The sequence below is a fragment of the Bradyrhizobium sp. USDA3516 genome, assembly GCF_057651995.1.
In genome coordinates this window covers 108,953-133,852 of the sequence record NZ_JBYGYN010000007.1, presented here as the reverse complement: position 1 = coordinate 133,852, position 24,900 = coordinate 108,953, and the positions used below count along the sequence as shown (strand labels likewise).

At 65.4% G+C, this 24,900-nt stretch carries 21 protein-coding genes; 2 read left to right on the top strand and 19 right to left on the bottom strand.

What is annotated here, in order from left to right; translation table 11 throughout:
* Window positions 1-10: 10 nt before the first annotated feature.
* The gene (gene katG, locus AC24YW_RS22380; RefSeq protein WP_487484735.1) at window positions 11-2,179 is read left to right on the top strand and encodes a catalase/peroxidase HPI; all 2,169 of its coding nucleotides are present in this window, start codon (window positions 11-13) and stop codon (window positions 2,177-2,179) included.
* Between the two features lie 68 nt (window positions 2,180-2,247).
* On the opposite strand, the gene AC24YW_RS22375 is transcribed toward katG, so the two are convergent.
* From AC24YW_RS22375 to rimP, 9 genes are all read right to left on the bottom strand, one after another.
* The gene (locus AC24YW_RS22375; RefSeq protein ID WP_487484734.1) at window positions 2,248-2,979 is read right to left on the bottom strand and encodes a superoxide dismutase; all 732 of its coding nucleotides are present in this window, start codon (window positions 2,977-2,979) and stop codon (window positions 2,248-2,250) included.
* A gap of 202 nt (window positions 2,980-3,181) precedes the next feature.
* Window positions 3,182-5,344 (bottom strand): polyribonucleotide nucleotidyltransferase, encoded by a 2,163-nt coding sequence (gene pnp, locus AC24YW_RS22370; RefSeq protein ID WP_487484733.1) that lies wholly within the window; start codon window positions 5,342-5,344, stop codon window positions 3,182-3,184.
* Between the two features lie 376 nt (window positions 5,345-5,720).
* A complete protein-coding gene (rpsO, locus tag AC24YW_RS22365) occupies window positions 5,721-5,990 on the bottom strand; it encodes a 30S ribosomal protein S15 (protein ID WP_008540131.1) in 270 nt (89 codons plus the stop codon).
* A gap of 2 nt (window positions 5,991-5,992) precedes the next feature.
* Window positions 5,993-7,111: a tRNA pseudouridine(55) synthase TruB gene (gene truB, locus AC24YW_RS22360; protein ID WP_487484732.1), complete on the bottom strand. Its 1,119-nt coding sequence runs from the start codon at window positions 7,109-7,111 to the stop codon at window positions 5,993-5,995.
* The gene (gene rbfA / locus AC24YW_RS22355; protein ID WP_271510559.1) at window positions 7,108-7,539 is read right to left on the bottom strand and encodes a 30S ribosome-binding factor RbfA; all 432 of its coding nucleotides are present in this window, start codon (window positions 7,537-7,539) and stop codon (window positions 7,108-7,110) included. Before rbfA ends, truB begins: the two co-directional genes overlap by 4 nt.
* A gap of 157 nt (window positions 7,540-7,696) precedes the next feature.
* Entirely contained in the window at window positions 7,697-10,396 is a 2,700-nt protein-coding gene (gene infB, locus AC24YW_RS22350; RefSeq protein WP_487484731.1) for a translation initiation factor IF-2, read from the bottom strand.
* Window positions 10,397-10,466: 70 nt separating this feature from the next.
* Window positions 10,467-11,150, bottom strand: coding sequence for an RNA-binding protein (locus tag AC24YW_RS22345; RefSeq protein WP_487484730.1), 684 nt, complete (start codon window positions 11,148-11,150; stop codon window positions 10,467-10,469).
* A gap of 77 nt (window positions 11,151-11,227) precedes the next feature.
* The gene (nusA, locus tag AC24YW_RS22340; RefSeq protein ID WP_487484729.1) at window positions 11,228-12,838 is read right to left on the bottom strand and encodes a transcription termination factor NusA; all 1,611 of its coding nucleotides are present in this window, start codon (window positions 12,836-12,838) and stop codon (window positions 11,228-11,230) included.
* A gap of 2 nt (window positions 12,839-12,840) precedes the next feature.
* Window positions 12,841-13,596, bottom strand: a complete 756-nt coding sequence (gene rimP / locus AC24YW_RS22335; RefSeq protein WP_487484728.1) for a ribosome maturation factor RimP — start codon at window positions 13,594-13,596, stop codon at window positions 12,841-12,843.
* A gap of 381 nt (window positions 13,597-13,977) precedes the next feature.
* Here rimP and AC24YW_RS22330 point away from each other — a divergent pair, with 381 nt between their 5' ends.
* Complete coding sequence (locus AC24YW_RS22330) at window positions 13,978-15,060, top strand: DUF2336 domain-containing protein (RefSeq protein ID WP_487484727.1); 1,083 nt, start codon at window positions 13,978-13,980, stop codon at window positions 15,058-15,060.
* A 132-nt stretch (window positions 15,061-15,192) separates the two neighbouring features.
* Here AC24YW_RS22330 and trmB read toward each other — a convergent pair whose 3' ends face one another.
* The 10 genes from trmB to AC24YW_RS22280 all read right to left on the bottom strand — a co-directional run bounded on the left by trmB (window position 15,193) and on the right by AC24YW_RS22280 (window position 24,867).
* Window positions 15,193-15,903: a tRNA (guanosine(46)-N7)-methyltransferase TrmB gene (gene trmB / locus AC24YW_RS22325; protein WP_487484726.1), complete on the bottom strand. Its 711-nt coding sequence runs from the start codon at window positions 15,901-15,903 to the stop codon at window positions 15,193-15,195.
* Complete coding sequence (locus tag AC24YW_RS22320) at window positions 15,900-17,057, bottom strand: M20 family metallopeptidase (protein WP_487484725.1); 1,158 nt, start codon at window positions 17,055-17,057, stop codon at window positions 15,900-15,902. Before AC24YW_RS22320 ends, trmB begins: the two co-directional genes overlap by 4 nt.
* An 85-nt stretch (window positions 17,058-17,142) precedes the next feature.
* Entirely contained in the window at window positions 17,143-17,556 is a 414-nt protein-coding gene (locus AC24YW_RS22315; RefSeq protein ID WP_018319423.1) for a helix-turn-helix domain-containing protein, read from the bottom strand.
* Window positions 17,557-17,774: 218 nt separating this feature from the next.
* Window positions 17,775-19,388: an apolipoprotein N-acyltransferase gene (lnt, locus tag AC24YW_RS22310; protein ID WP_487484724.1), complete on the bottom strand. Its 1,614-nt coding sequence runs from the start codon at window positions 19,386-19,388 to the stop codon at window positions 17,775-17,777.
* Window positions 19,385-20,503, bottom strand: a complete 1,119-nt coding sequence (locus AC24YW_RS22305) for a hemolysin family protein (RefSeq protein ID WP_487484723.1) — start codon at window positions 20,501-20,503, stop codon at window positions 19,385-19,387. Before AC24YW_RS22305 ends, lnt begins: the two co-directional genes overlap by 4 nt.
* A gap of 1 nt (window position 20,504) precedes the next feature.
* Window positions 20,505-21,014, bottom strand: coding sequence for an rRNA maturation RNase YbeY (gene ybeY, locus AC24YW_RS22300; protein ID WP_487484722.1), 510 nt, complete (start codon window positions 21,012-21,014; stop codon window positions 20,505-20,507).
* Between the two features lie 59 nt (window positions 21,015-21,073).
* Entirely contained in the window at window positions 21,074-22,069 is a 996-nt protein-coding gene (locus tag AC24YW_RS22295) for a PhoH family protein (RefSeq protein WP_487484721.1), read from the bottom strand.
* A 64-nt stretch (window positions 22,070-22,133) separates the two neighbouring features.
* A complete protein-coding gene (gene miaB / locus AC24YW_RS22290; RefSeq protein ID WP_487484720.1) occupies window positions 22,134-23,528 on the bottom strand; it encodes a tRNA (N6-isopentenyl adenosine(37)-C2)-methylthiotransferase MiaB in 1,395 nt (464 codons plus the stop codon).
* Window positions 23,529-23,720: 192 nt separating this feature from the next.
* Window positions 23,721-24,407: an HAD family hydrolase gene (locus AC24YW_RS22285; protein ID WP_487484719.1), complete on the bottom strand. Its 687-nt coding sequence runs from the start codon at window positions 24,405-24,407 to the stop codon at window positions 23,721-23,723.
* Window positions 24,408-24,411: 4 nt separating this feature from the next.
* Window positions 24,412-24,867, bottom strand: coding sequence for a Fur family transcriptional regulator (locus tag AC24YW_RS22280; protein ID WP_487484718.1), 456 nt, complete (start codon window positions 24,865-24,867; stop codon window positions 24,412-24,414).
* Window positions 24,868-24,900 lie beyond the last annotated feature (33 nt).

Genomic DNA, 24,900 nt, shown 5'->3' with positions numbered 1-24,900 from the left:
GGAGGTATTCATGGACGACACTTCGAAGTGCCCGTTTTCGGGCGGAAAACCCACGCGCACAAACCGCGATTGGTGGCCGACGCAGCTCAACATCGAGGTGCTGCACAAGAATTCGGACAAGTCCGATCCGATGGACAAGGACTTCGATTACGCCAAGGAGTTCAAGTCGCTCGACCTGAACGCGGTCATCAAGGACCTGACCGCGTTGATGACGGATTCGCAGGAATGGTGGCCTGCCGATTTCGGCCACTATGGCGGCCTCATGATCCGCATGGCCTGGCACAGCGCCGGCACCTATCGCACCACCGACGGCCGCGGCGGCGCCGGCGCCGGTCAGCAGCGTTTCGCCCCGCTCAACAGCTGGCCCGACAACGCCAACCTCGACAAGGCGCGCCGGCTGCTCTGGCCGATCAAGCAGAAATACGGCCAGAAGATTTCCTGGGCCGACCTGATGGTGCTCGCCGGCAACGTCGCGCTGGATTCGATGGGCTTCAAGACCTTCGGTTTCGCGGGCGGTCGCGTCGACGTCTGGGAGCCGGAAGAGCTCTATTGGGGCCCCGAAGGCACCTGGCTCGGCGATGAGCGCTACAGCGGTGAGCGCCAGCTGGCCGAGCCGCTCGGCGCCGTGCAGATGGGCCTCATCTACGTCAATCCGGAAGGTCCGAACGGCAAGCCGGATCCGGTCGCCGCCGCCAAGGACATCCGCGAGACCTTCGCCCGCATGGCGATGAACGACGAAGAGACCGTCGCGCTGATCGCCGGCGGCCACAGCTTCGGCAAGACCCATGGCGCGGGCGATCCCTCGCTGGTCGGTCCCGAGCCGGAAGCGGGCGCGCTGGAAGATCAGGGTCTCGGCTGGAAGAGCAAGCACGCCACGGGTCACTCGGGTGATGCAATCACCAGCGGTCTCGAGGTGACGTGGACGAAGACGCCGACGAAGTGGAGCAACAACTTCTTCGAGAACCTGTTCAACTTCGAATGGGAGCTGACCAAGAGCCCGGGCGGTGCGAACCAGTGGACCGCCAAGGGTGCCGACGCGATCATCCCCGATGCCTTCGACAAGTCGAAGAAGCATCGGCCGACGATGCTGACGACCGACCTGTCGTTGCGCTTCGATCCGATCTACGAGAAGATCTCGCGCCGCTTCCTGGAGCACCCCGATCAATTCGCCGACGCTTTTGCCCGTGCCTGGTTCAAGCTCACCCATCGCGACATGGGGCCGATCCAGCGTTATCTCGGTCCGCTGGTGCCGAAGGAGACGCTGATCTGGCAGGATCCGATTCCGGCCGTGAACCACGAGCTGGTCAGCGATCAGGACATCGCTTCGTTGAAGACCAAGATCCTGGCCTCGGGCCTGACGGTGCCCGAGCTGGTCTCGACGGCCTGGGCGTCGGCCTCGACGTTCCGCGGCTCGGACAAGCGCGGCGGCGCCAACGGCGCGCGCATCCGCCTTGCTCCGCAGAAGGATTGGGAGGTGAACGACCCGGCCCAGCTCGCGAAGGTGCTCGGCAAGCTCGAAGCGATCCAGAAGGACTTCAACGCGTCGTCCGGCGCGAAGAAGGTCTCGCTCGCCGACCTCATCGTGCTCGGCGGCACCGCAGCGGTCGAGAAGGCCGCCAAGGATGCCGGCGTCGAGGTCAAGGTCGGCTTCACGCCGGGCCGCATGGACGCCTCGCAGGAGCAGACCGACGCGGCCTCCTTCGCGCCGCTGGAGCCGCGCGCCGATGGTTTCCGCAACTACATCGGCAAGCGGCATCAGTTCATGCAGCCGGAAGAGGCCCTCGTCGACCGCGCCCAGCTGCTGAGGTTGACCGGTCCGGAGATGACGGTGCTGGTCGGTGGCTTGCGTGTGCTCGGCGCGAATGCGAACGGTTCGAAGAACGGCGTCTTCACCTCGAAGGTGGGTGCGCTGACCAACGACTATTTCGTCAACCTGCTCGACATGAGCACGCAATGGGCACCGCCCGGTGCCGACGGCGTCTACGAAGGCCGCGACCGCAAGACCAACACCGTCAAGTGGACCGCAACGCGCGTCGATCTGATCTTCGGCTCGCACTCGCAGCTTCGCGCCTTCGCAGAGGTCTATGCCACCTCGGACTCGAAAGAGAAGTTCGTCAAGGACTTCGCCAAGGCCTGGACCAAGGTGATGAACCTCGACCGCTACGACATCGTGGCGTGATCCCGATCATCAAGCGATAGATCAAAGGGCGGCCGAGAGGCCGCCCTTTTTATGGTCTCCGATCGTCCTCACACGTCGAGTGTGCCGGCCTTCGCGGCAGCGTAGCGCTCGCCGACGACCTTCCAATTCACCGTGTTCCACCATGCCTTGAGATAATCGGCGCGGCGGTTCTGGTAGTTCAGATAATAGGCGTGCTCCCAGACGTCGTTGCCGAGCAGCGCCCGCTTGCCGTCCATCATCGGATTGTCCTGATTGGGCCTTGTCTCGATCGCGAGCTTGCCGTCCTTGCTGACGGTCACGAACACCCAGCCCGAGCCGAACACGCGCCCGCCGGCAGCGTTGAAGTCGGCCTGAAACTTTTCCATGCCTCCGAGGTCGCTGTCGATTGCAGCGAGCAGGGCGCCTTCCGGTTTGCCTCCGTTCGGTCCCATGATCCGCCAGAACATCGTGTGGTTGGCGTGGCCACCCATGCTGTTGCGAACGCCGGTGCGGATCGCTTCCGGCACCGTGCCGAGGTTGCCAAGCACGTCGGCGAGTGGTTTCTCGGCGATCTGCGGATTGTCCTTGGCGAAATTGTTCAGGTTGGTGATGAACGCCTGATGATGGCGCCCGTGATGAATCTCCATCGTCTTGGCATCGATATGCGGTTCCAACGCGTTCGTCGGATAGGCCAGTGGATCGAGCTTGAACGGCCCTGTGGGCGCCATGGCGGCTTGCGCGAACGCCAAGCGCGGGGCAGCGGCAGCCGCGATGAGGCCGGTCGCAGTGAACATGAGGCGGCGCCGGGATATGGACGTCATTTGGTTCTCCTGTCTTGGGACGATCCGCTGATGAAGCGCACGGCGGTCCTATAGTTACGCAACACCAACCATTCCGGGTTTCGATCGCGGTCAATCCGACGCTGCGGCGGAAGCGCGCATGGCCCCCATGATGCAGGCGGCACGGCAAAGAAAAAGGGCGGCCTTTCGGCCGCCCTTGGCGTTTCCGGACTGTCGCGAGGCCTTACTCGCCGGCGGCTTCGCGCGGGGCCTTCTCGCCCTCGCCGCCCTTGTCCTTGCCTTCGAGGTCTTCGCCGGTGGTCTGGTCGACCACCTTCATCGAAAGGCGCGTCTTGCCGCGATCGTCGAAGCCGAGCAGCTTGACCTTGACCTTGTCGCCTTCCTTGACGACGTCGGAGGTCTTCTGCACGCGGCTCGACGCGAGCTGGCTGATGTGGACGAGGCCGTCCTTGGAGCCGAAGAAGTTCACGAAGGCGCCGAACTCCATCACCTTGACGACGGTGCCGTCATAGATCTGGCCGACTTCCGGATCGGACGCGATCGACTTGATCCACTTGATCGCGGCCTTCATCGCCTCGCCGTCAGAGGAGGCGACCTTCACGGTGCCGTCGTCCTCGATGTTGACCTTGGCGCCGGTCTTCTCGACGATCTCGCGGATCACCTTGCCGCCGGTGCCGATCACTTCGCGGATCTTGTCGGTGGCGATCTTGAAGGTCTCGATGCGCGGTGCGTATTCGCCGAGCTCGGCGCGGGCGGCGGTGAGGGCCTTGGACATCTCGCCGAGGATGTGGATGCGACCGTCCTTGGCCTGAGCCAGCGCCACCTTCATGATCTCTTCGGTGATGCCCTCGATCTTGATGTCCATCTGGAGCGAGGTGATGCCCGCTTCCGTGCCGGCGACCTTGAAGTCCATGTCGCCGAGATGGTCCTCGTCGCCGAGGATGTCCGAGAGAACCGCAAAGCGCTTGTCCTCGAGGATCAGGCCCATCGCGATGCCCGCGGTCGGCCGCTTCAGCGGCACGCCCGCATCCATCAGCGCCAGCGAGGCGCCGCAGACCGAAGCCATCGACGACGAGCCGTTCGACTCGGTGATCTCCGACACCACGCGGGTGGTGTAGGGGAACTCGTGGTGCGGCGGCAGCACCGGACGGATCGCGCGCCAGGCGAGCTTGCCGTGGCCGATCTCGCGGCGCTTGGTGCCGCCGAGGCGGCCGGTCTCGCCGACCGAATAGGGCGGGAAGTTGTAGTGCAGCAGGAACGTTTCCTTGTACGTCCCGGACAGCGCGTCGATGTACTGCTCGTCCTCGCCGGTGCCGAGCGTGGTCACGACCATCGCCTGGGTCTCGCCGCGGGTGAACAGCGCCGAACCGTGGGCGCGGGGCAGCACGCCGACCTCGGCGACGATGTTGCGCACCGTCTTGCTGTCGCGGCCGTCGATGCGCTTGCCGGTGTCGAGGATGTTCCAGCGAACGATCTTGGCTTCCAGCTCCTTGAACACGCCGGCGACGCGCAGCTTGTCGTATTTCGGCTCCTGCCCTTCGGGGAAGTAGTGAGCCATCACCTTTTCCTTGACCTTGCCGACCGCGGCGTAGCGATCCTGCTTGACCGGAATGGCGTAGGCGGCGCGCAGCTCCTGCTCGACCAGGCCGAGCATTTCCTTCTCGAGCGCCGAATTGTCGATGACGGTGACTTCGCGCGGCTCCTTGGCGGCCTTCTCGGCGAGCTCGATGATCGCGTTGATGACCGGCTGGAAGTGGCGGTGACCGAACATCACGGCGCCGAGCATGATGTCTTCGTTGAGCTCCTTGGCTTCCGATTCGACCATCAGCACGGCGTCGGCGGTGCCGGCGACGACGAGGTCGAGCTGGGTGTCGACCATCTCGTCGAGCGTCGGATTGAGGATGAATTCGTCATTGGCAAAGCCGACGCGGGCCGCGCCGATCGGGCCCTTGAACGGCGCGCCGGACAGGGTCAGCGCAGCGGACGCGGCCACCAGCGCGACGATGTCGGGGTCGTTCTCCATGTCATGCGAGAGCACGGTGACGATCACCTGGGTCTCGTTGCGCCAGCCGTCGACGAACAAGGGGCGGATCGGACGGTCGATCAGGCGGGAGACCAGCGTCTCCTTCTCGGTCGGACGGCCTTCGCGCTTGAAATAGCCGCCGGGAATGCGGCCCGCAGCGTAGGCCTTTTCCTGGTAATCGACGGTCAGCGGCAAGAAGTCGACGCCTTCGCGCGGCGCCTTCGCAGCGACGACGGTGGCCAGCACCACGGTCTCGCCATAGGTGGCGACGACGGCGCCGTCGGCCTGGCGGGCGATCTTGCCGGTTTCGAGCTTGAGTGGGCGTCCGCCCCAGTCGATCTCGACTGAATGCTTATTGAACATAGAGGTCTTCTTTCATGGGTTCTCGAAAGAACGGACGCTTCCAAAAACAAAAACCATGCGCAAGATTGCGGGACGCTGATCGGAGCGGATGATCAGCGTCCTGCGATCCTGCCATGGTTTTTGGATGTCGGATGGCGTCCATCCTTTCGGGTCATACGGGCGCCTTGCCCGTTGTGCCCAGCCGCCGGATTGCTGCTGGACTGTCAGTCGGCACGAATGCGAACACCGAACCGCGGTCCTCGCCCTTCGTGCCCGGATGCCAGCCGCCAACGACTTGCATCCGACGTGCACGCAACCTCGATCAAAAAGCTTAAAACAAGCGCTTTCGTTCGAAACCACGCGCGAAAACGCGCGCCGGTGGCGCGCGCAGGAACTCTTAACGACGAATATTGTGCTTCTCGAGCAGCGCCTTGTACCGCGCCTCGTCCTTCTTCTTGAGATAGTCGAGGAGCGAGCGGCGGGTCGAGACCAGCTTCAAGAGCCCGCGACGCGAATGGTTGTCCTTCACGTGGGTCTTGAAATGGTTGGTGAGGTTGTTGATGCGTTCCGACAGGATCGCGACCTGAACCTCGGGCGAGCCGGTGTCGCCGGCCTTGGTGGCATTCGTCTTGATGACTTCCGCTTTGCGTTCTGCGGCAATCGACATCGTCAATTTCTCTCGTTGCGACCGGGGCTGGCAGTCAGGCCGGTCAGGTTGAACACACGCTTGGGGATGATTTCGCCATTGCCAACTTCGGCAAGCGCCAAAAGACGGCCTGCCACCGTGACATAGACTGTGCCGCTACAAGTGGGCGCATCCCGTCCGCGCAACAAAACGGCCTGGCCCCGATGGAGCCTTGCCGCATCAGCCCGAGTGACGGCCAGTGCCGGGATGTCGTCCAGCGCGGTCTCAACGGGCAAAAGCGCGTCGGCGAGGCTGCCCTCGCCGGACGCGGCTCTATCGCACAAAGCCTCCAGCTGATCCAGCGGAATCATGTCGTTTTCGCCAAATGGGCCGACCAAAGTCCGCCTCAGCGCGCAGATATGGCCGTAAGTGCCGAGAATCCGGCCCATGTCGCGGGCCAGCGCCCGGACATAGGTGCCCTTGCCGCACTCGGCCTCGAACACGGCCCGGTCGTTATCTGGTTGATCGACAAGGGTTAAATGGTGAATCTCGACCGGGCGAGGCGCCAGTTCCACGATTTCCCCGTCGCGGGCGAGATCATAGGCGCGCTCGCCCTGGACCTTGATCGCCGAATAGCGCGGCGGGATCTGCTCGATCACCCCGGTGAAACGGGGCAGCAGGGCCAGGATGGCCTCCCGGCTCGGGCGCCGGTCCGAGGTCGTGGTCACCCGGCCCTCGATGTCGTCGGTGTCGCGCTCCTCGCCCCAGCAGACCGTGAAGCGGTAGCGCTTGCGGCCGTCCATCACGAACGGGACGGTCTTGGTCGCTTCCCCGAACGCGATCGGCAAGCCCCCGGAAGCGAGCGGATCGAGCGTGCCGGCGTGTCCGGCGCGCTTGGCGCTGAACAGGCGCTTGAGCACGGCGACGGCCTGGGTCGAGGTCATGCCGATCGGCTTGTCGAGCACGACCCAGCCATGGACGTCGCGGCGGTCGCGGCGGACCTGGTTGCCCTTCTGCTGCTTGGCGCGCGGATCGTTGTTGACGCGGCGCGGCTCCTGATGCGGCTGCGAATTGCCGCCCATCTCCGCGAAATCGTTGGTCTGCGCGTCGCGCTGATCGGTGTCGTTGCCGCCGATCGTGCCGTGAGCCGGGTCCATGGTCATTGCTCTTCTTCCCGATCCGAATCCGGATCCTGTTCCAAATCCTTCTGCACCGCAGGCGTTCGCAAAAGCTTCTCGATCCGTTCCGCTTCGTCGAATCGTTCGTCGACGCGGAAGCGAATGTCAGGTGCAAATTTCAGGTTAACGCGCCGTGCGACCTCGCCGCGCAAGAACTTCTTGTTGCGCTCGAGCGCAGCGATGACGATCTCGGTGTCGCGGCCACCGAGCGGCATCACGTAGACCGTCGCGAGCTTCAGGTCGGGCGACATCCGCACCTCCGGCACGGTGATGATGTGACCTTCGAGGTCGGCATCATGCACATTGCCTTGCGCCAGAATATCGGCCATCGCGTGGCGAACCTGCTCGCCGACGCGCAGCTGACGCTGCGAGCCGCCGGGCGCGGAACTCTTCTTCTGATGGTGCCGTGGCATTTTCTGGAAATCACCTCGTCATGCCCGTACCTTTCGACACGGGGCATTGTCATTTGTCCTGTTGGAACGAAGAGGTGTGGATGGCCGGAAAAATCCGGCCATCGCACTCCCGCAATCTCAGTTCAAAAAGATCCGAACGCTTCGGTAAGATTTGGACTTACAGGGAGCGCTGGATCGTCTCCACGCGATAACACTCGATCACGTCACCGGCACGCATGTCGTGATAGTTCTCGAAGGCCATGCCGCATTCCTGGCCGGACTGGACTTCCTTCACTTCGTCCTTGAAGCGCTTCAGCGTCGACAGCTTGCCTTCGTGCACGACGACGTTGTCGCGGATCAGGCGCACATTGGCGCCGCGTTCCACGGTGCCGTCGGTGACGCGGCAGCCGGCGACCTTGCCGACCTTGGAGATGTTGAAGATCTCCAGGATGGCGGCATTGCCGAGCATGGTTTCGCGCAAGGTCGGCGCGAGCAGGCCGCTCATCGCCTTCTTCACGTCGTCCACGAGATCGTAGATGATGTTGTAGTAGCGGATCTCGATGCCGTTGCGCTTGGCGGCCGCAGCGGCCTCCTTGTTGGCGCGAACCGAGAAGCCGATGATCGCGGCGTTGAAGCCTTCGGCCAGCGTCACGTCGGATTCCGAGATGCCGCCGACGCCGGCATGCAGGATGCGGGCTGCGACCTCGTCGGTGCCGAGCTTCTCCAGCGAGCCGAGGATGGCTTCCAGCGAGCCCTGCACGTCGGCCTTGATGATCAGCGGGAATTCCTTGCGGCCCGCCGTCTTCAATTGCGACATCATCTGCTCGAGCGAGCCGCGCATGCCGGAGATCGAGGCTGCCGCGTTCTCGCGCTTCTGGTGCGCGCGGTAGCTGGTGACCTGGCGGGCGCGGGCTTCGTTCTCGACCACCGCGAGACGATCGCCGGCCTCCGGCGGGCCGTTGAAGCCGAGCACCTCGACCGGCACCGAGGGGCCGGCCTCCTGCACGGTCTCGCCCTGATCGGAGATCAGCGCGCGGACGCGGCCCATTTCGGCACCGGCGACGATGATGTCGCCGACGCGAAGCGTGCCGCGCTGCACCAGCACGGTCGCGACCGGGCCGCGGCCGCGATCGAGCTTGGCCTCGATCACGGTGCCTTCGGCCGGACGCTCCGAATTGGTCTTCAGGTCGAGGATTTCGGCCTGCAGCGCGATCATCTCGAGCAGCTTGTCGAGATTGGTCTTGTTCTTGGCGGACACCTCGACGTCGACGACTTCGCCGCCGAAGGATTCCACCTGCACCTCGTGCTGGAGCAGCTCGGTGCGCACGCGCTCGGGCTTGGCGTCGGGCTTGTCGATCTTGTTGATGGCAACGATGATCGGCACGCCTGCCGCCTTGGCGTGGTTGATGGCTTCGACCGTCTGCGGCATCACGCCGTCGTCGGCCGCGACCACCAGCACGACGATGTCGGTGACCTTGGCGCCGCGGGCGCGCATTGCGGTGAACGCGGCGTGGCCGGGCGTATCGATGAAGGTGATCTTCTTGCCGGTTTCAGGCGATGTCACCTGATAGGCGCCGATGTGCTGGGTGATGCCGCCGGCTTCGCCGGAGACCACGTTGGCGTGACGGAGCGCGTCGAGCAGCGAGGTCTTGCCGTGGTCGACGTGACCCATGACGGTCACCACGGGCGAACGGGTCTCGGTGTCGGTCGAATCGTCGGTAGCGTCGAACAGACCTTCTTCAACGTCAGACGCGGCAACGCGCTTGACGCTGTGGCCGAGCTCTTCGGCGATCAGCTGCGCGGTGTCGGCGTCGATCACGTCGGTGATCTTGTGCATCGCGCCCTGCTTCATCAGCATGCGGATGACGTCGACCGCGCGCTCGGACATGCGGTTGGCGAGCTCCTGGATGGTGATCGCCTCCGGGATGATCACTTCGCGGATGAGCTTTTCCTTCGGCTCGTTCGAGGCGTGACCCTTCAGGCGCTGGGTGCGGCGGCGGAACGAGGCGATCGAGCGCTCGCGCACCTCGTCGGCATTGAGCGCGGTGACGACGGTCAGCCGGCCGCGCTCCTTCTGCGGGCCGGGCTTGTGGGTGGGCTTGGGGGCTACCACGGGACGCGCGGCGCCGCCGGGACCGCGGCGGATCTGGCGCGGCGCCTCGTCGTCGTCGGGCTCGGCCGCAACGGCGGGGCCGCGGCCGGCCGGTCCACCCGGACGCTGCGCGGTCGTGGTTGCAGGACGCGCCGTCGTGGTGCCTGGACGTGCCGTGGTGGTGGTTCCAGGCCGGGACGCGGGCGCGCCTGGGCGCGGAGCGGAAGCGGCCGGTGCCGCGGGACGCGCGACGGCCGGCTGCTCGCCTTCGCCAAAACGCTTCTTGGCCTCGGTTTCGGCCTTGCGCTTGGCTTCGTCCTCGTGACGGTGGCGCTCTTCCTCGGCCTTGCGGCGGGATTCGGCGGCTTCGCGCTCGGCGCGCTCGGCGGCCTCACGGGCGGCGCGGCGCTGGGCCTCTTCCTCGGCCTGGCGGCGTTCCTCGACCTCGCGCAGCTTGGCATCGGCGAGCGCGCTGGCACGGGCCGAACGCTCGTCCTCAGTGAGGGTACGAAGCACCACGCCGGAACCGGCGTTGCGCGGCGGTGGCGGGGCCGGACGCGGCGGCGCGGCGGGTGCGGCCGGCGCGGGCTTGGCCGTCACCTCGGGCGCATGCGGCTCAGGTCCGTCGCCAATGCGGCGCTTGCCGCGCTTCTCGACCACGACCTGCTTGCTGCGGCCATGGCTGAAGCTCTGGCGCACGGTGCCCGTTTCGACGCGCGGCTTGAGCGATAGCGTCTTGCTCGGAACGCTCAGCTTCTTGTCGCCAGGGGTCTTGGTATCAACCATTCAGCAGTCCTAATCCTGATTTATCAGTGTTGTGCGTTGCCGCACCATCCAATTGGGTCGTCGTTGTCTCTCAGAAATCCTGGCCGGGTTTTTCGGCAGTCTTGTCGTCGTCCGCCATCCGGTATCGGACCAGGATCTGGCTACGTGACAGGAATGACTTGCTCGCCGGGCCCGCGAGCAGGGCAGCATGTATCACATTTGACCGGGTCAGTGCCAAATCCAATTCTACCGATTTCAGAGCGGTGACGACGGGAATCTGCGCCTTAGCACCGCGATTCCCGGCATTCTGACGCGCCAGCATGTCCAATTTGCGGATTCCGTCCGCGGCCCCGTCGCTGGCATGGATCAGGACCTCGACCGTTCCTTCCCGAAGCGCGCTCTCGACCTTGCCGAAGCCGGCCACAACCTGGCCCGCCTTGGCGGCGATCCCAAGGGCTTCGGTCACGCTCCGGACCAGGAGCGCCTCGATGTCGGTGGGAAGCGTCTGAGGGATGCGCAGCTCGCGCTTGAAGGCCTTGCTAAATTGGTGACGCCGTACCGCTTCCGCAACCATCTTGCGGGAGGCGGTGAGCCACATCCCGCGTCCGGGCAGCTTGCGCTTGAGATCGGGAACTATTTGTCCGTCAGGCGATGCGACGAAGCGGATCAGCTCGTCGATCGGCCGGACCTCGCGGCTGACCGCGCACATGCGCATGGTCGCGGACCTTTCGGTCCGCGGCCCATGGTCAAGTTCGAGGTCGGAATCTGCAAGCATCCGGGCAACATTCTCCTTTACCTTCTAAGTCGCGTGTTCTTTACGCAAAACCGGTCTCCACTTTTGCTGAACACGCATCAAGCAGGTTGATCTTCGGCCGCCTCGGCCTCCTCAGTGGGCTTGGCGAGATCGGCCTCGGTGATCCAGCCGGCCTTGACGCGGGCCTGCATGATCATCGCTTCGGCGTCGTCACGGGAGATGTCGATGCCGTCGAGCGCACCGGCGTGCTTGGTCGGCTCGCTGCCTTCCTTGCGCTCGGTCCAGCCGACCAGATCGTCTGTGGCGCAGCCGGCGAGGTCCTCGACGCTCTTGATGTCGTTCTCGCCGAACTTCACCAGCATCTTCGAGGTCACGCCGGGCACGTCCTTGAGCGCGTCCTCGACGCCGAGCTCCTTGCGCCGCGCCTCGAGCTCGGCTTCCTGCTGCTCCAGATATTCGCGGGCGCGGTTCTGCAACTCCTGCGCGGTCTCCTCGTCGAAGCCCTCGATGCCGGCGAGCTCCTTGACGTCCACCATCGCGAGCTCCTCGACCGAGGTGAAGCCCTCGGACGCCAGCAGCTGGCCGACCACCTCGTCGACGTTGAGCGATTCCATGAAGACGCGGGTCGAGTTCTCGAAGTCGGCCTGGCGGCGTTCCGATTCCTCCTGCTCGGTCAGGATGTCGATGTCCCAGCCGGTGAGCTGCGAAGCCAGGCGCACGTTCTGGCCGCGGCGGCCGATCGCCAGCGAGAGCTGGTTGTTGGTGTCGGGCACCACGACCTCGATGCGCTCGCGGTCCTCGTCGATCACGACCTTGGAGACTTCCGCCGGCGCCAGCGCGTTGACCACGAAGGTCGCGATGTCGGGCGACCAGGGAATGATGTCGATCTTCTCCCCCTGCAGCTCGTTGACCACGGCCTGCACGCGCGAGCCGCGCATGCCGACGCAGGCGCCGACCGGATCGACCGAGGAATCGCGGGAAATCACGCCGATTTTCGCGCGCGAGCCCGGATCGCGGGCCACCGCCTTGATCTCGACGATGCCGTCATAGATCTCCGGCACTTCCTGCGCGAACAGCTTCGCCATGAACTGCGGATGGGTGCGGGAGAGGAAGATCTGCGGGCCTCTGGTCTCGCGGCGGACGTCGAAGATGTAGGCACGGACGCGGTCGCCGTTGCGGAACACCTCGCGCGGCAGCATCTCGTCGCGGCGGATGATGGCTTCGCCGCGGCCGAGATCGACGATCACGCTGCCGTATTCGACGCGCTTGACGACGCCGTTGACGATGTCGCCGATGCGGTCCTTGAATTCCTGGTACTGCCGGTCGCGCTCGGCCTCGCGCACCTTCTGCACGATCACCTGCTTGGCCGATTGCGCGGCGATGCGGCCATATTCCAGCGGCGGCAGGGTGTCGGCGATGGTGTCGCCGACCTGGGCGCCGGGATTGGCGCGCTGTGCGTCCACCAGCGAGATCTGGTTGGAGTGATTCTCGACCTTGTCGACCACCAGCATGTGGCGCGACAGCCGCAGCTCGCCCTTCTTCGGGTCGATCTCGGCATGAACGTCGGTCTCGCTGCCGTAACGTGCCCGCGCCGCCTTGGCGATGGCGTCCTCCATCGCCGCGATGACGATACCGCGGTCGATCGACTTTTCGCGTGCGACGGCGTCGGCGATCTGAAGCAATTCAAGTCGGTTGGCGCTGACTGCCATGGCTAGTCTCCTTGGTCAGGCTCGATCTCGCCGCGCCGCGCGCGTTCGGCGGCAAGGCGATGTTTCTTCGTGTTGGTCGGGGCCGGCTTCTTCTTCGGCTTGGTGTTCTTGGTGATCTTCGCACTGATCTCCGCGTGCGGCGCAGCCGGCGGCTCCAGTCCGAGATCCCTGCGCATCTTGCGCTCCTCGGCCTTGCCGCGGCGCATGGATTCCGCGATCAGCTCATCAGTCAGCACCAGGCGTGCCTCGCCGATATCTTCCATGGTCAGGAGAACGTCGGCATCGTCGCCGGCCTTGGTATCGTCGCGATGCAGATGCACGCTGTCGCCCTCGACCGCGCCGAGCGTGCCGCGGAAGCGCTTGCGCCCCTCATGCGCGACCGCCATCTCGATCTTCACCAGATGCCCGGCATAGCGCTCGAAATCGGAGCGGCGCACCAGCGGGCGGTCGATGCCTGGCGAGGAGATCTCGAGGCGATAGGCGCGGTCGATGGGATCGGCGACGTCGAGCACCGGCGACAGGGCCCGCGAGATCGCCTCGCAATCCTCGATCTGCATCGAGCCGTCCGGCCGCTCGGCCATGATCTGCACGGTGCAGCCGGCTTCCCCGGAAATGCGGATCCGGACCAGGCGGTAGCCCATGCCCTGCAGCACGGGACCAGCCACCGCGGACACCCGCGCCGCGACGCCGGGCTCGACCACGAGCCGCGGCTCGGCCAGCAATTCGGCATCCGTGGAACCAGGGTTCGGCTCGGTCATGTCCAGGGTCAGAACGCTCGTTGGTTAAGGCTTGGGTTAAGGCTTGGGTTAAGGCTTGGTTACGATGTCAAAGCCCGCTTCGGAACTTTCCCGACGACGCGTCGGGCGCATCTCCCGCCGAGCCGCGTTCAGGTAACAAAAAAGAGCGGGTCCTTGCGGGCCCACTCTCACTACGCGGATCGTATGAGAAGATGAATCGGCGCTGATATAGCGCTTTCCCATCCCGCGGACAAGGCCCATTGCAGCGGGAACGGGGCTTTTTGCGCCCGTCCGCGGACCCCTGCGCAACGCTTCCTTCATCAAGCAGGCCTAGATTCCCGATCGTGGGGCGGCTTGGACCAAGGGCGCACCCGCGGCGTGCCCCGTTCGAGTTGCGTTTTCATGACCGTTGCCACGTCGCTCATTCCTGGACTGGACGATATCGTCAAGCGCGGCGATCCGCGCCGCCGCGGCGAAATCGCGCGTGCCATCTCCCAATTGTTCTTTCGCGATGCGGACAAGCTCCGCCCCGAGCTGATCGATCTGTTCGACAATCTCCTGATCGATCTCGTGCCGCATGCCGAGCTCGTATCGCGCGCCGATCTGGCCGAGCGCTTCTCGCACCTCGACAATGCGCCGCCGCACCTCGTCAATCAGCTCGCGCGCGAGAACGAGATCATGGTGGCCGGCCCCGTGCTGCGCCGCTCGCCCGTGCTCGACGACGCGGCGCTGGTCGAGATCGCGCGCTTGAAGGGCCAGGGTCATCTTCTGGCGATGACCGAGCGTCCCGCTTTGTCTCCCGCCGTCACCGACGTGCTGGTCGAGCGCGGCGATCGCGACGTGGTGCGCCGCGCCGCCGCCAATGCCGGTGCTATGTTCTCGCCGGGCAGCTATTCCGAGATGATCAAGCGTGCGGCGCAGGACGGCGTGCTGACGCTGAAGATCGGCCAGCGTAGCGACCTTTCCGGCGAGAATCTGAAGCAGTTGCTGGACGGGACGCTCGACGTCATCCGCCGCCGCCTCTCCACCGTGGTCAATCCCGCGCGCCAGGCCGAGATCAAGCGCGCGATGGCCGCGATCGAGGAGGCCGCGTTGCCGCCGGGCCCGCGCCGCGATTTCTCCGCGGCGCAGCGCACCGTGCTCACCTTGAATCGCGAGGGCCATCTCGGCGAGAGCGCGCTGCTCGGTTTCGCCAAGGCGCACAAATACGAGGAATCGGTCGCCGCGCTGTCGGCGCTGTCGGGCGTCCGCCTCCAGGTCCTCGACCGCCTGATCGCAGGCGACCGCTACGATCCGCTGCTGATCCTGGGTCGCGTGCTGAACCTCGGCTGGCCCACGGTGCGCGCGCTGATCCTGCTCTGGTACGGCTCGAACCGCACGCCGGCCGACGCCGACATCGAGGCCGCGCGCGTGAATTTCACGCGCCTGATGCCGACGACCGCCGAACGCGTCGTGAATTTCTGGCGCAACCGGCAGACGATTTGATCTAAGGTCAGGTCTACTCCGTCATGGCCGGGCTTGTCCCGGCCATCCACGTTCTTCGTGCCACTGAAAGAAAGTACGTGGATGCCCGAGACAAGCCCGGGCATGACGACGGCGGACGGATCGCGCGAAAAATTACACCCGCCGAAACCGCAAGTACGCCGCCTTGCGTCCCTCGCGCGCGGCCTTTCGGCCGTAGCGCGTCATGGTGTAGCCCGGCCATGGAAGCCGGAAATCGTCGGCGCGTTCGGCAAGCCAGACGAAATCGTGTGAGCGGGCGAGATGCGACAGCGTCCAGGCGCAGTAATCGTCGATGTCGCAGACGAAGCGGAATTCGCCGCCTCGCTTGAGCACGCGCGCCATCGCCGCGATGGTGCGGTCCTGAACGAAGCGCCGCTTCCAGTGCCGCCGCTTCGGCCAGGGATCGGGATGGATCAGGTCGATCCGCGACAGCGACTCCTTGGGCAGCCAGGCCAAGAGCTCGGCGGCATCGCCCGCGAACAGGCGGATGTTGCCGATATTGGCCGCCTCGATCTGCGCGAGGATCTTGGCCATGCCGTTGACATAGGGCTCGCAGCCGATGAAGCCGGTGGCGGGAAAGTGCTGCGCCTCGGCCGCGAGATGCTCGCCGCCGCCGAAACCGATCTCGAGCCTGACGTCGTCGGCTGCGGGATCGAAGATGTCGCGGGCGTCCGCCGGCGTCTCGCCCTCGATGTCGAGGGCAAGATGCGGCAGCAACTGCTCGATCAACCCGGCCTGGTGCTGCCTCAGCTTGTGGCCCTTGCGGCGCCCGAAGAAGGCGCGCTCGCTGTCGTCACGGTCAGGGCCTGATTTACGTTCGCTCATCGCAGCGTCTGATAAAGCCGATGCAGCAGCCGCGCACGCGGTGCCAGCGAGGAGACATAGAGCTGCTCATAATGGGTGTGCGCGCCCTTGCCGTCGACGCCGAGCCCGTCGAGCGTTGCGGTGTGGGGGGCGGTGAAATTGCCGTCCGAGCCGCCGCCGGTGTGGGTGTCGATCAGCTCGAAGCCGATCTCGCTGGCGAGCGTCCTGGCATGCTCGTACAGCGAGGCGCCCGCATTGCTCTTCTCGTAAGGCGGCCGGTTGAGCTCGCCGGTGACCGTGACCGTGACGCCGTCGGTCTTCGATCTCAGTCCGAGGATCTTGCCGACGAACTCGTCGGCGTCCCCGAGGCTCACGACGCGCAGATCGACTTCCGCATAGGCATCTTCGGGCGTGACGTTGGGGCGCGTGCCGCCGCGCACCACGCCGACATTGACGGTGACGCCGCGCCTCAGATCGTTCATCCCTTCCAGCGCCAGGATGACGTTGCCGAGCTCGCGGACGGCGCTGCGGCCGTCTTCGGGCCGCGAGCCGGCATGCGCGGGCACGCCCTTGATGAACACCCGGAAGCGTCCGACGCCCTTGCGTGCGGTGACGATCTTGCCGCCGTCGCGCGCCGGCTCGGTCACCAGCACGTATTTGGCCTTGCGCCCTTCCTGCTCGATCAGCGCACGCGACGTCGGGCTGCCGATCTCCTCGTCGGACGTGAACAGATGCGTGATGCCGAGCGGCGAGCGATCGCCCGTCGCGCAAAGCGCGCGGAAGGCGTGGTGGGCGATGTAGGCGCCGCCCTTCATGTCGTAGATGCCGGGACCGAACGCGACGTCGCCTTCGACCTTGAACGGCAGGCGCTCGATGAAGCCGATGGGATGGACGGTATCGAGATGGCTCAGCACCAGGATGCCCGGCTGATCCTGTCCCCAATTCGTGCGCGCCACGAGATGATCGCCGCAGCCGTCCGTGCCCGCGATGCGTTCCAGCGTGACAGGCAGGTCGCCGTATTGCTCCGCGACGACGGAGACCAGCTTGTTGACCTGTTCAGGTGCTTCCGTCGGCGTCTCGATCTCCACCCAGCGGCGGATGCCATCGAGAATAGTTTGCGAATCGAACCAATTGGAGCCGGTCATGGACGCATCTGTGCCTTTGAATCGCATCATCGAAGCGGACGCGCATCAAAGCGCGGTCGTAAATGACGACATAGGCCAGATTTGACGCAGTCTCAAATCGCCGTGGACATGAGCGTCAGCGCTTGTCGGGACCTTCGCGGGCCGCGATCTGCTCGACCAGATCGACGATCGAGCGGCGCATCTTCGAATCGGTGATTCGCGTGAACGCCTTGGTCAAAGCAAGCCCTTCGGAGGTGGCGAGAAAGTCCGAGACGTAAGAGGGCGAGGCGCCTTCGCTGAAGCCATCCGGACCCGGCACGCCGCTCGGGCCGCCCTCGAACAGGAAGGACACCGGCACCTGGAGGATCTCCGCGATCTGCTGGATGCGGCTCGCGCCGACCCGGTTGGTGCCCTTCTCGTACTTCTGAATCTGCTGGAAAGTCAGGCCCAAAGCTTCACCGAGCTTCTCCTGACTCATGCCCAACATGATGCGGCGCATGCGCACGCGACTGCCGACATATTTGTCAACAGGGTTGGGCGCTTTCGACATTTCCTCAGCCCTCCAAACACCACCTTCGGCGCAATGATCAAGCATGCCTCGGGTGCAACACCGCAAAATCAAACCCTGTTATTGGGAAACATTGCGGAGAAATTTAGCAATGCACCGCTATCTTTCGCAGCCAGTGCAGAATGGGGAGGCCGCGTGCAGTCTGTCAACCGTGGGACTACGGTTGTCAAAGGATTCCGGCCGCCGCGGCGGCAGTGCGATCAGGGCCGGCGTTTGCCTATTCGTCGGCGGACCGCCAACAGCACGGCCACCGCGACGAGCATCGCTGCAGGCACATCACCCACCCGTGCATAAACGGTCGGTGGGATCGCAGCCGGCAGGCTTGCGTCCAAAACGCCTTCGAGGCCGAGACCGAGGCTGGCGACGGTGCGGCCGACCGGATCGACCACCGCGGAGATGCCGGTATTGGCCGAGCGGACCAGCGGCAATCCGAGCTCGATCGCGCGCATCCGCGACTGCTCCAGGTGCTGGTAGGGACCGGTCGAGATGCCGAACCAGCCGTCATTGGTCAGGTTCACGATCCAGCCCGGACGTTCGTTGCGTCCAGCCACTTCGCCGGGAAAGATCGCCTCGTAGCAGATCAGCGGCAGCGCGGACGACGCGCTGGCAACCGGCAGCGCATGCCGCACGGTGCCTGGAATGAAGCCGCCGCGCACACGCGTTAGTTGCTCGAAACCGAGCTTCTCCATCAACGACTGGAAGGGAAGAAATTCTCCGAAGGGGACCAGATGCAGCTTGTCGTACACGGCGAGCACGCTGCCATCGTGATCGATCACGTAGATCGAGTTGTAGGCGCGCGTGATCGGCGTGCCCCGTGGCACATCCGGCGCGCGGACCGAGCCCGTGATCAGCACCGTGCCCTTCGGCAAGAGATCGGCGATTTGCGCCATCGCGTCGGCTTCGCGGGTCAGGAAGAACGGAAAGGCGGATTCCGGCCAGATCAGGATGGTGGCATCGCGCACGCCGGTCGATTGCGGGCCGGAGGCGCGGTCCGACAGCGCGAGGTACTTCTTCATCACCTCCGGCTTGGCGGCGTAGTTGAATTTCACGTCCTGCTGCAGGTTGGGCTGCATCAGGCGCAGCTTGGCGCCGGATACCATCGTGGTCGGATGCAGCGACAGGCGGATTGCGCCGAAGATGCTCATGACAAGCAGGAGCGCGACGGCCGCGGCCGGCACCCGCCATTGCAGGCGCCGATCGGACGTGCGGTCGATCAGCGTCGCCGGGCTCGCGAAGATCGCAATCGTCAGGAACGTCATGCCCCACAGGCCGATCAGCGAGGCCGTCTGCGCCAGCGGCAATGGCTCAGACAGCGCATAGCCGAACGCGTTCCAGGGAAAGCCGGTCAGCGCATGGCCGCGCAGCCATTCGCTGATGGTGAGGCTCGCTGCGAGCGCCAGCACGCGCGTGGCGTTCTTGCTCCAGAGCAGGCGCGCCAGCGCAAAGCCGATCGCCGTGAAGATCGAAAGATAGGCCGGCAGGCCCAGCACCGCGAACGGCGTCAGCCAGGCGAATGTGTCGGCTTCGACGAAGAAGGCGTAGCCGATCCAGTAGAGGCCGGGTACGAAATAGCCGAGCCCGAACCAGTAGCCGGTTAGGGCGGCGGCGGGCACGCCGCCATAGCGGCCGGCCCCGGCGCCGTCGATCAGCCAGACCAGCACCGGGAAGGTGACGAACAGCACCGGAAAGAGATTGAACGGCGCCAGCGCCAGCACCGACAGCGCCCCGGCCGCCATGGCGACGATGGCGCGCTGCCATCCCCAGGTGAGGATGATGGCGAGCGCAATTTGCCGAAAGCGCTGCGATGGGCTCACTGCGGGGCGGCCCCGTCGCTCGGCGGCGGCGTGGGCGTGTCGCTGGCCGGCGCTTGTCCGCTCCCCGGCGTGGCGTCACGCCGCCGGCTCTCGCGCTGGGTGCGGGGCGCCGGGCGCTCCTTCCGCGTGGCGATGCGCAGCCGCTTGACGCGGCGCGGATCGGCATCGAGCACCTCGATCTCGTAATTGCCGGGGCCCGAGATCACCTCGCCGCGCACCGGCAGGCGCCCGACGAAGCTGACCAGATAGCCGCCCAGCGTCTCCACCTCCTCGCCGGCCTCGCCGGTGACGAAATCCTCGCCGATCAGCGAGCGGACGTCGTCGAGGCGGGCGCGGGCATCGGCGATGAAGGCGTTGTCGGGCAGGCGCACGATCGAGGGCGGCTCGTCGCTGTCGTGCTCGTCGTCGATCTCGCCGACGATCTGCTCGACGATGTCCTCGATCGAGACCAGCCCGTCGCTGCCGCCATATTCGTCCACCACCAGCGCCAGATGGATGCGCGAGGCCTGCATCTGCGCGAGCAGGTCGATTGCCCGCATCGACGGCGGCACGTAGAGCAGCTTGCGGATGATGTGCGCCTCGTGAAGCGGCAGCGCGAGATCGACCGCGCGCAAATCGAGCCCGGCCGGCAGCGGCTTCTTGCGCTTGGTCTTGGTGGCTTCCGACACCCGGGCGCGCGCGGTCATGAAGGCGAGCAAATCGCGGATGTGGACGATGCCGACGGGATCGTCGAGCGTCTCGTTGAAGACGACGAGGCGCGAATGGCCGGCGCTCTCGAAGCGGTCCATCAATTCCCCGAGCGGGATGTCGCGCTTCACCGCGACGATGTCGGCGCGATGCACCATGACGTCGGCGATGCGGCGCTCGTGCAGGCCGAGGATGTTGCGCAGCATGGTGCGCTCGACCGCGGAGAAGCCGGTGTCGTCGGGCGTCGAGGCGTCGAGCACGACCTGGAGATCGTCGCGCACCGACCCCGCCTTCCAGCCGAACAACGTGCGGATGGCGCGCAGCAGCCAGCTTTCCGCGCTCGGGCGCAGCACCTCGCCCGGCGTCACCACGACCGGCAGATTGGCCGTGGCGCGCGGATTGTCGTGGGTAGGCTCGGAGTCGGGCATCTCAGTGCGTCCCCGGGCGGTCGGCATAGGGATCGGGGATACCGAGATGGGCGAGGATCTCGGTTTCGAGCGCTTCCATCTCCTCGGCCTCGTCCTCGTTCTCGTGGTCGTAGCCGATCAGGTGCAGGAAGCCGTGCACGGCGAGGTGGCTCAGATGATGGTCGAACGGCTTGTGCTCCTCGTCCGCCTCGCGCCGCATGGTTTCATAGGCGATCGCGATGTCGCCGAGCATGCGCGGCGCATCGCCTGGCTTCCGCGCACCCTCCGGCTGCAGCGCGGGAAACGACAGCACGTTGGTCGGCTTGTCGATGCCGCGCCAGTTGCTGTTGAGCGTGCGGATGCCGGCATCATCGGTCAGCATCACGGCCACTTCGGCGTCGGCAACGTCTTCGTCGACGCTCTCGGCGGCCGCCGCCACGGCGCGCTGGATCACGGCTTCGGAATCGGGCTCGCGCTGCCAGCAATCGGCGACGACGAGGACCTCGGTCATGGGAAGGTTGAAATGGGACATTGTGTTGTCTCGGACGAAGGGCGCCGTGCTCGCGCCCGTTTTGGTCCGGTGCTGCCTCGTCAGGATTGACCTTTGGCCGGCCGCTGCGGCGACCCTTCATAGGCGGCGACGATCCGCGCCACGAGCTCGTGGCGGATCACGTCCTCTGCCTTGAAATGAACCTGGGCGATGCCCTCGACGCCGCTCAGGAGGCGGGTCGCCTCGGCCAGGCCCGAGGTCTGGCCGTTCGGCAGGTCGATCTGTGAGGGATCGCCCGTCACGATCATGCGGCTGTTCTCGCCAAGACGCGTCAGGAACATCTTCATCTGCATCGACGTGGTGTTCTGGGCCTCGTCCAGGATGATGGCGGCGTTGGTCAGCGTGCGGCCGCGCATGAAGGCGAGCGGCGCGATCTCGATCTCGCCGGTCTGCAGCGCGCGCTCGACGATGCGCGCATCCATGAGATCATAGAGCGCATCGTAGATCGGCCGCAGATAAGGATCGACCTTTTCGCGGAGATCGCCGGGCAAGAAGCCGAGCCGCTCGCCGGCTTCCACTGCCGGGCGCGACAGGATGATCTTGTCGACCTCCTTGCGCTCGAACAGCTGCGCGGCATGCGCAACCGCAAGCCAGGTCTTGCCGGTGCCGGCCGGGCCGATGCCGAACACCAGCTCGTGGCGCTTGAGCGCGCGGATGTAGGAATCCTGCGCCGCCGTGCGCGCCCGCACCGGACGCTTGCGCAAATTGATGCTGTCGAAGGCTGATTTGGCCGATTTGGCGTCGAACTCGAACAGCGAGCCTTGGGCGATCACGGCGCGGATGGCGCCCTCGACCTCGCCCTGGTCGAGATCGTGGCCCTTCGCGGCCTGCGCGTACAGCATCTCCAGCACGCGGCGCGCGGCGTCGCAGCCGTCGCGGGTGCCGCCGATCGTGATGTGGTTGCCCTTGGAATCGACGACCACGCCGAGCCGCCGTTCGATCTGCGCCAGATGCTGGCCGTACGGGCCGACCAGCGCGGAAGCGGCGCGGTTGTCGTCGAAGTCGATGACGACCTGAGTCTCGGGCGGAACTTGCATGTCGCGGTCAAATTTGCGGCTGGGAGCGAACGAAGACGAATCCGATGCGCTTTTGGGCAAGGGTTCAGGCTCCACTGGCTTGCGATAAAGCGGGCTCGCGCGCCTTGCGCGGCGTCACGAGCTCGCCGAGAAAACTGTAGCGCTCGAGGCTGTCGATTCTGACAGGCAGGATCTGTCCGATGATGTCGGGCGGGGCCATCACATGGGCGGGCTGGAGGTAGGCAGTGCGGCCCACGATCTGGCCGTCTTTGCGCGCCGGACGCTCGAACAGCACGTCGACCGTTGAGCCAATCGCGGCCTTGTTGAAGGCCGATTGCTGGCTGTCGATCAGTTCCTGGAGCCGCTCCAATCGCTGGTCCATCTCGGCGGGGGACACCGTCTCCTGCATATCCGCGGCCGGCGTTCCCGGCCGGGCGGAGTATTTGAACGAATAGGCCGCAGCGTAGCCGATTTGCGTGACAAGCGCGAGGGTGGCGAGAAAATCTTGCTCGCTCTCTCCGGGGAAGCCGACGATGAAATCCGATGAAAAAGCAATGTCTTGGCGTGCGGACCGGAAACGGTCGATGACCCCGAGGTAATCATCGGCGGTATGTTTGCGGTTCATGGCCGCCAAAATGCGGTCCGAGCCCGACTGCACCGGCAGGTGCACGAAGGGCATCAGGGCACCGAGATCGCGATGGGCCGCGATCAGGCTGTCGTCGACGTCGCGGGGGTGGCTGGTCGAATAACGCAGCCGCGCAATGCCGCGAATCGTCGCCAGATGTTCGAGCAGCCGCCCGAGCGGCCAGGTTTTTCCGTCCGGCCCCTCGCCGTGATAGGCGTTGACGTTCTGCCCGATCAGCGTGAGCTCGCGCACGCCGTTGTCAGCGAGCCGCTTCACGTCGTCGACAATCTTCGCCACCGGGCGCGAGACTTCGGCGCCGCGCGTATAGGGCACGACGCAGAAGGTGCAGAACTTGTCGCAGCCTTCCTGCACCGTGACGAAGGCGGAAATGCCGCGGGCGCGGATCGCGTCCGGCTTCGGCTGGGCCAGGAAGCCGAACTTGTCCGCGGCGGGAAATTCGGTCTCGATCGCGCGGCCTTCGCCCTCGGCGCGCTTCAACAGCTCCGGCAGATGATGATAGCTCTGCGGGCCCACCACGACGTCGACGACAGGCGCGCGGCGCACGATCTCCTCGCCCTCGGCCTGCGCTACGCAGCCCGCCACCGCGATTTTCATCGTGCGGCCCGCACGCGCGGCCTCGTCCTTGGCGACGCGCAGGCGGCCGAGCTCGGAATAGACCTTCTCGGAGGCCTTCTCGCGGATATGGCAGGTGTTGAGGATGACGAGGTCGGCATCCTCCGCGCTATCAGTCTCCACGAATCCTTCCGGGGCCAGCGTGTCCACCATGCGCTGGGCATCGTAGACGTTCATCTGGCAGCCATATGATTTGATGTGCAGCTTGCGCGGCGGCGTCATGGAACCCGAAATGGAGGTGGGAGGACGGCCCTCAAATATAGGCTGGGGGGCCAAAAATCCAGCGAATGGAGCCATTTCCACCCGTCATTCCGGGGCGCGACGCAGTCGTGACCCCGGAATCCAGAGGTTTTATTGCGAGATTCCGGGTTCGCACGCGTCGCACGTGCCCCGGAATGACCCAAGTGCCCGAAATTACCCCGGTAGGGCGTCGGCGTCGGTCTCGACCCGTCGCACCAGCTCCGGCAATTGCCGCATATCGTCGAAGGTCAGGTTGGCGCCTGCGGCGCGCAACCGTTCGGCGTGGCCCGGCGGGCAGTGGCCGCCGCCGTGAAAGCCGAGCACGATCATCCCGGCGGCGCGCGCGCCTGTCACCCCGGGGACGCTGTCCTCGACCACGAGGCACCGCTCCGGTGCGACCTTCATCTGCGCGGCGGCGAACAGGAACAGATCGGGCGCAGGTTTGCCGCGCGCGACTTGGCTCGCGGAAAAGATGTTCGGGGCGAGCAGGTCGTAGAGCCCGGCGCAAGTCAAGCCGTGGTGGATCTTGTCCGGCGTGCCGCTCGACGCAACGCATTTGGGCAGATCGATCGCGGCGATGGCTGCCGCGACATGGATGATCGGCTGCAGATCGCTGGCGTAGAACTGCAGCGTGGCCGCATTGATCTGCTGCTCGAGATCGTCGGGAAGACTGCGGCCGATTTCCTGTTCGACCATCCGCCGCGCGTCTTTCTCGGACACGCCGAGGAATCGGATCAGCACCTGCTCCGACGTGATCGGATAGCCGTGCCGCGTCAGCACGTCAGCATGCGCGCGACAGGAGATCACCTCGCTGTCCACGAGCACGCCGTCGCAATCGAAGATGATGAGGTCGATGGGCACTAAATCAATTCGTTGGCTTGTCGTCGTCGAGCGGGACGCAATAGAGCTCGAGCCGGTGATCGACCAGGCGATAGCCGAGCTTGCGGGCGATCTCCGCCTGCAGCTTCTCGATCTCCTCCGAGGTGAACTCGATCACCTTGCCGTCGCGCAGATTGATCAGGTGGTCGTGATGGCTGTCGCGCATCTGCTCGTAGCGCGCGCGCCCTTCGCGGAAATCATGGCGCTCGATGATGCCGGCGTCCTCGAACAGCTTCACGGTGCGGTAGACCGTCGAGATCGAGATCTTGTCGTCGACCGCGACGCAGCGCCGGTACAGTTCCTCGACATCGGGGTGATCGGCCGCCTCCGCCAGCACGCGGGCGATGACGCGGCGCTGCTCGGTCATGCGCATGCCCGTGGCGGCGCAGCGCGCCTCGATATCGGACGCCTTGGATGCAGAAGAATGTTTCAGTGTGGTCATAGCGTTGTCTGCCTGGCGGGCGCTTTCTGCCAC